This is a genomic window from Orbaceae bacterium lpD01, from assembly GCA_036251705.1.
In the GTDB taxonomy this organism is placed as follows: Bacteria; Pseudomonadota; Gammaproteobacteria; order Enterobacterales; family Orbaceae; genus Utexia; species Utexia brackfieldae.
In genome coordinates this window covers 1,306,133-1,312,456 of sequence record CP133959.1, presented here as the reverse complement: position 1 = coordinate 1,312,456, position 6,324 = coordinate 1,306,133, and the positions used below count along the sequence as shown (strand labels likewise).

7 protein-coding genes are annotated in these 6,324 nt (G+C 33.8%); all 7 read left to right on the top strand.

Annotated features, from left to right (window positions below; genetic code table 11):
* Nucleotides 1-966: 966 nt before the first annotated feature.
* The 7 genes from RHO15_06025 to RHO15_05995 all read left to right on the top strand — a co-directional run bounded on the left by RHO15_06025 (nt 967) and on the right by RHO15_05995 (nt 6,302).
* Nucleotides 967-1,599, top strand: a complete 633-nt coding sequence (locus RHO15_06025) for a S24 family peptidase (protein ID WVD63039.1) — start codon at nt 967-969, stop codon at nt 1,597-1,599.
* Nucleotides 1,600-1,972: 373 nt separating this feature from the next.
* Nucleotides 1,973-2,314, top strand: a complete 342-nt coding sequence (locus RHO15_06020; protein WVD63038.1) for a hypothetical protein — start codon at nt 1,973-1,975, stop codon at nt 2,312-2,314.
* Between the two features lie 331 nt (nt 2,315-2,645).
* Entirely contained in the window at nt 2,646-3,383 is a 738-nt protein-coding gene (locus RHO15_06015) for a carbonic anhydrase family protein (protein ID WVD63037.1), read from the top strand.
* 295 nt (nt 3,384-3,678) lie between these two features.
* Entirely contained in the window at nt 3,679-4,425 is a 747-nt protein-coding gene (locus tag RHO15_06010; GenBank protein ID WVD63036.1) for an ankyrin repeat domain-containing protein, read from the top strand.
* Nucleotides 4,426-4,456: 31 nt separating this feature from the next.
* A complete protein-coding gene (locus RHO15_06005) occupies nt 4,457-4,921 on the top strand; it encodes a DUF4822 domain-containing protein (protein ID WVD63035.1) in 465 nt (154 codons plus the stop codon).
* 326 nt (nt 4,922-5,247) lie between these two features.
* The gene (locus RHO15_06000) at nt 5,248-5,706 is read left to right on the top strand and encodes a hypothetical protein (GenBank protein WVD63034.1); all 459 of its coding nucleotides are present in this window, start codon (nt 5,248-5,250) and stop codon (nt 5,704-5,706) included.
* A 347-nt stretch (nt 5,707-6,053) separates the two neighbouring features.
* Entirely contained in the window at nt 6,054-6,302 is a 249-nt protein-coding gene (locus RHO15_05995; protein WVD63033.1) for a hypothetical protein, read from the top strand.
* The last annotated feature ends 22 nt before the right edge of the window (nt 6,303-6,324 follow it).

Below are 6,324 nucleotides of genomic sequence, written 5' to 3'. Positions count from 1 at the left end.
ACAAGCAAAAATGTAATGATAGATAACAAAATGTAATACACTGTAAAAATTAGATTAAAAGCACGAATAACCTATTTAATCTTGATTATTTTGGCTTATCGGTACGCTGTTTACTAAAAAAAATATAGCGACTATTCTTATACTGCAACACGATGTTTTTATTAAGATTTACAATTCAGACTCTTCAATTAAAGTAAATATTTATCTATGCTATTGTGTTACTGTCAAAAAGGCCTACTCGGTTTAGTCTAAGAGAAAAGATCAAATTTAGATCGCATTTCAAACCCACATGAACGTTGCTAAGGCGACCGTATCTCAGGATATAAAAGAGACAATAAAAATTGCTACAATTGTTATAACGCAAGTTAGATAATTAATGCCCATTATTTAATAATGTCAAAACCAATCATCCACAAAAAGCCTTAATAAACCTGTGGATAGTCGAATTTAATTTTTATATTTAGTCGAGTTATGGTCATGCTCAAATTAAAAGCAGATTATGCAGTTTTATTTTTTCAGCGTCTTTTTTAGCCAAAAGATTCCAATAAATTATTCCAGACTAAATCATTCATGGCATACGATATTGATTATCGGCGGCATAATAAGCCTGATGAATAAATTACTTATTCGGTACTAATCTAGCGTATAGTATGTTGTAAAATAGATGCATAATAAAATTTTGATCCTTAAAAAAGATCACGTTTTACTGATAAATTTAGACTTGAATGATTAAGCAACATATTGATGTTTGATATAGCAAATAGGGATGAACCTAACCATTTAGAATTACTGAGCTAACAGTACTGGCATAGTTTATAACATGTCACTATCGCTTTAACAAAAGACAAAATAAAGCCAGCCGATATAATGTAACGACATATGCAAACAGATTAAATTGATACGTTGCTTAGATAATTTTGCTTTACACTATAATCAAACAATAATAACAAGTGAATGGAGATAATGATGGAAATTAATTTTGCAGAATGGGTAAAATCGGCAAGACATAAGGTAAAGTTGACGCAAGAACAGTTAGCTGAAAAATTATCAATGACTAAAGCGAATATTTCCGCATTTGAAAATGGGCGGACAACACCGAGCTATCTGGTTATGTTGAAAATATGTGAATGGTGCCATGTTTCTTTACCATCACAACCCATCAATCGCATTGGTGAGGAAAATGCGGTTACCATCGCCCCATTTAACGTCGCTAATCAATATAATATCCATCCCGTTAACGACTACTTTAGTATCAACGGCCAACTATTATTGGGCAAAACATGGTTAACCGAAATGGGCATCAATCCGACTTCCTGCTCGGTCATCTATGCTAAAGGCTCAAGTATGTATCCGACCTTACAGAATGATCAGGCCCTACTCATTGATACTAATCAAACAACATTGATTGAAAATAAAATCTATCTCATTGCACGCGATACCCATGAGCTTATTATCAAAAGAGTATCACGAGATCGTGATGGTCACTGGATTTATATCAGTGATAATATGGATAAAAATAGTTTCCCTATCATGTTTGCATTAAAAAATGATCATATCATCGGCCGTATTGTTTGGCGCGGCGGTACCGCGGGTTTATAGCCTTGAGCAATTATTAATCCTATCATACAAAAGCTATCTGAGCTGACTACGTTTAATCAATTTAATCTATGCTGACTGGCATTGGTACGCTACAAAAGTATAAAAATAACACACAAAAGAAACTATATCTTTACTTTATGTTTAAATAAATTATACTTAATTAACGAAATAGATATTATTTAAATACTTAACAGCGTGTTCTTTTAATGAACAGCTCAATATAAAAGTCACACGAACTAAGTTTACATAACATAATAAAAATATAGGAAAACTAGCTATGAAAAAATCTTGTTTATTTATTTTAACCCTCACGGTATGTCATCTACTTGTTGGCTGTGCACTTTATTATAGATAATAAATTTAAGGAAAAAAAATGTACAAATTATCTCTATTAGCCAGCATTTTCATCTTATCTGGCTGTGTTACTGTTTACGAATGCGAAGGCGATCATAAAGAAAGCTATAATAATATTTCACCGACGACACAAGCACCGGCTACGACAACTGACGCTGCAATTCTCGATAACGATACAAGTAACAGCAGTCCGGTCGCCGGTTCTTCCGCCCAAACAAATGCAACGCAGGGGGATTTAAACCTCAGCAACACGAAACCTGCAATAGTAAAGGACACCATGACACAACAACAAACACAACAACTACAAAAGCAAGCACAACTGATAGAACAGCAGCAACAGCATGCAAAACAAAAACCCTAATAATAATTAGATATCTATAACCCTCAACATTTACGATTATCAATATTGAGGGTTTACTGTTAAGTCGTCATGACATGATTACCGCCTCAATAAGTAACTTTTATGATTAGCGTCACCTACGTTGCACTCAAGTCGGCTCTTTTATTATTATCTACCTGTCTCACTCAATATTCCCCATTCTCTATTTTTAAATATTACTCGTCTCGCTATTAGTATTAGCAAATTTATATTTTCATTTAACAAAAAAGGCATATAATTCCCAGGGGTTTTAAATTGCCCACATAATCAATAATGATAAATAAAATAAAGTGAATAAAAAGGAAATAAAAAGATGAAAATCAAATTTAAAGTCTCAATACTCAGTCTTTGTCTTATGGCTTCAAGTCTGGCTTATGCTGATCCTCATTGGACATATGAAGGTAAAACTTCACCGGAACATTGGGGTGAGTTAGATAAAAAATGGGAAACCTGCCATACTGGTTCTAATCAATCTCCAATAAATATTGATCATACTATTAAAGGGAAATTGGATAACTTAGCGATTGATTTTCATGTGACCAATGAAACTATTGTCAATAATGGCCATACCATCCAAGTGACCACCAGTGATGGCGATGATGTAACGATTGATAATGTAAAATATTCGCTCAAACAGTTCCATTTTCATTCACCCAGTGAAAATCATATCAATGGTCAAGCTTTTCCAGTAGAGATTCATTTTGTTCACGCCAATGATGATAATCAATTAGCTGTTGTTGCGGTAATGGTCAAAGAAGGGAAAGCCAATCCGGTTATTGATGAGATATTAAAGGATATTCCAGCTCAAATTGATAAAGAAGAGAAAATTGAGCAGCCATTTAATTTTTCTAAACTATTTCCTACCGATAAGCATTATTACCGCTATAGCGGATCTTTAACCACACCACCTTGTACTGAAGGAGTCACTTGGTTTGTAATGAAAGAGCCGGTTGAAATGTCAAAACAACAAATCACACAATTTCAAGAAGCCCTAAAACACTCAAATAATCGCCCATTACAAGCTTTAAATGGTCGCTTAATTGTAGAATAAATTGTTTTCTATTATTTTAACGCCATAACTCATAAGGCGTTAAAATAATTGACGCTGCTGGCAGGCAGATTACTCGCCGATCGGATTTATACTAATGAAGATCATTAAACTGATTGATTATTCCATTTTTTAGGACAATTGGTCTCAACGGTTGTTATTTATCTTATTTTTTATTATGTTTATAATGAAATTGTGCTATTTATAATCATAAACAGTACATTTCATTCAATTTTGTTTGAAGCGGCGAATTAATCGATAAAAATTATATACTCAAACATAAAAAGTAAGGTGCCATATGAACAATTTAAAAAAGTCACTTTGTATTATTGTGTCTTCATTAGTTTTTATGAATAGTGTCAGTGCAAAAATACTTAACCCCAACAATCCTGAAGGTTATCAACAATTTAGATTTAGTTTGGCCGAGATGCAAGATATTGCAAATCCCGATAAACTAAGTTGGCGAATATTCTATCAATCGCCATCCACCGGCCCTAATGCCGCTTGGTTTGATGCGGTAAAGCAAGGCGATATTGAGACAGTAAAAAGAATGGTTGAAGCCGGTCAAGATATTGAGGTTAAAGATGTCGGTTCGCTTGATCAAACTGCACTAGGTTGGGCCGCATTTATTGGTTATGAAGATATTTTTGACTATCTAGTCAAGAAAAACGCGAATCTTTGGGCTACGGATAAGGGAGACGTTTATAATGTCTTAAAATCCGCCGTACTTGGCAAAGATGTTAATCTAGTTAAAAAAGCGCACCAGCTTTTGCCTAACTTCAATTTTAATGACACAAGTTATGAGGATGACGGTGAGAGTCTGGTTATGATTGCCGCCAGTAATAATCGAATCGAAACTGTTAAATATTTTATCAGTGAAGGTGTGGATTTAAATCAAGTAACAACGATACAAGATACCAATAGACCATCTTTTAGCCAAAGCGCATTAAGTTATGCCTGTGTTAGAGGTCATAAAGAGATGCAGCAATTATTGATTGCACATGGTGCAATTAATCACAAAACGGGTAAATCAACCTGTCAATAACCGTAACATTAACTAATGGAGAGGAAATCTCATGAAAGTAATGCACACAGCACTATTTATTATCGCAACTTTTTTCGGGATGCAAACAGTTCAAGCCGCAACCAATTTAAATCAGTACGAAAACCTAATGACGAATAAAGTCTGGATTACAACTGAAGCCGTTAATGCTGATAATCAAATTATTCCTTCATCAGATAAAAGCGTGAATGGTTTTTTTGGCATTGCCGAATATAACGCTAATGGCACTTTCAAAATGTTTACTCAAGAAGGGAAGCTAAAACTGGCCGGTGACTGGTCAATCAGCCAAGATGGAAAGAGCAGAACATTGATTGCTAAAAAACCGGATGGCAGTGTAATGTTCACAAGAACCGTAGAAAATGTGACAGTTGAACCGAATCTTTATGTCTATCGTATCTATCCAGAAGCAAACAATAAAAACGTTTACTTTGATATTGTTCACAAACCGCTATCAATCCTGTTAACTGACAGTAAATAAATATTCTCAATGAGCACATAGGATAAAACTATGTGCTCATTCATCCCCTAAATCACTGAAAATTTCCTCGTGTTAAATCTTTAAAGTTGGCCAATAAGCTAAACTTAGTCTTACTCGCTATCAAATTAATTTTACCAGTTAACTATCAATTTTTCTTTACCCATAACATAAGCAAGGTTATTCTTACCGCTAAATCTTTATAGTAACGCCTATGATTTAACTCTGGGCAAATAGCTAATTGAAAGTATACATTGGGTACAACTATATACTTTACGTATTGAGGTTTCTGTAATTGAAATTGAATGATAAGCATTAGAGGTTATAGAATGAAAAATCTTATATTTTTATGTTGCCTAGCGAGTATCACACTAGTCAGTTGCAATAAAAAAGTCTATCGATTTACTGATGAGTCACTGGCTGGCCAGTGGTCATGCAACAGGATTGAGTATCAAGCCAGCTGGGTGAATAATAAGTTTGCTGATTATGTTCAGACATCAAATGTCACTAAAGGTCAACTCATTTTTAAATACGAAAATAATCAGCTATTTGCTTTGAAAAATAGCCAGTGGATAAAAGGAAGTATCCTGACTGAATATAATAACCTCCCCATCGTTGAAGATGATGGCCGTTCCATAAGAATTAAAAATGAGTATCTAGAAAATCAGACAAAAAATACTGTCAACTTGGTTGAAGAGCACACTTATCTGATTAAAGATACGCGATATAATAAGCTCAACTCAAAATCGAAATTAGTCATTGCGTGTATAAAAATAGCATCAAAATAAATCGATCAAACATTTATCCCTCCCTCTAAACATTCAAAATCTCCGTTATTAGTGCATAATGAAATTCTTTCAATTTTATAAACACTAATTTGAAGAGCAAACAGTGAAACTGTTGCAGGCCATCCCGATAAAGTTAACGCTTATTTTTCCCATTTAAGACCTTTTCAGTTTATTTAAAGTTTTATTATATTTGTATCACTCAACCAATAATGTTTTATCTAGCCATTTATAATAAAAGTGATCTTGATCACAAATTTGAGAATTTTTTTTTATTCCTAGCGATAAACGAGATAAAATTTTTCTGCATTTAATTACTAAATGTATTTTAATTACTAAGGAAAGTTAACATGAAAAAATTACTTTTAAGTCTCAGTGTTGTTTTAAGTTTATTTGTTATCTCATCACCTTCTCATGCGAAAACCAACCCTTGGGCAAACGCTTGGGCAAATACAGCCATTAAACTTGCTTGGACACAATCAGATACATTTTTTATCTATTGTGGATATCAGATTTATAGAGCGGATACAGGGTACTTGATTTCTTCTTATTCGAAACAATTACCTCGTTGGGTTTACTCTAGCTGCCCAGCTGCTTAATGGTGCTCTCCCCGTTATCTCG